Below are 644 nucleotides of genomic sequence, written 5' to 3'. Positions count from 1 at the left end.
TAGTTTACCTTTGTCGCGTGCAACGGCCATCCCTTCACGAGTACGCATCCGGATCAGATCGGCTTCAAACTCCGCGAAAGTCGCAAGGATGTTGAAGAACAACTTGCCCATTGGATCAGACGGATCGTGAATACTGTTCCCAAGTTGAAGCTTCACGCCACGGGATGCCAGGCTGTCGCCAATAAGCCGTGCATCAGGGACAGAGCGGGCCAGTCGATCAAGCTTTGGTACGACCAAAGTATCGCCACTACGAACAGCCGCCAGTGCCTGGTCAAGGCCGGCCCTTTCCCGGTTCGTGCCGGTGAAGCCCTTGTCGGTGTAAATACGATCGGCAGAAACACCGAGTTTGAGCAGTTCCTGATGCTGGGCCGCGAGATCCTGTTTGTCCGTCGAGCAGCGGGCATAGCCGATCATTATGTGTGTCATACGGGAAAGTGTAACGTATAAGGCCCCATGACTGCAAAACATATGGTACCACCTTTATGAGACACAGCACACGGCTGTATTCCATGACGTGTTGCACTTGTCCGGGACAGTCCGTCCAACGATCCCCTTCCGGACACATGAAGGAGACATCCGATCATGGCGCGGCGCCGTCTTCTGACCCGTGAAGCTCTCGCCCGACATTACGAGCCTTCTGTCGA

The 644-nt window shown here is 55.1% G+C and carries 1 protein-coding gene; it reads right to left on the bottom strand.

Annotated features, from left to right (window positions below; translation table 11 throughout):
- Positions 1-426, bottom strand: a 426-nt coding sequence (locus KP705_RS15960) for a recombinase family protein (RefSeq protein WP_215764945.1), incomplete at its 3' end; no start/stop codon positions are given.
- Positions 427-644: the final 218 nt, after the last annotated feature.

It is taken from the genome of Gluconobacter sp. P1D12_c (assembly GCF_018812105.1).
GTDB classification, from domain to species: domain Bacteria; phylum Pseudomonadota; class Alphaproteobacteria; order Acetobacterales; family Acetobacteraceae; genus Gluconobacter; species Gluconobacter oxydans_A.
This window is presented reverse-complemented; position numbering and strand designations above follow the sequence as displayed.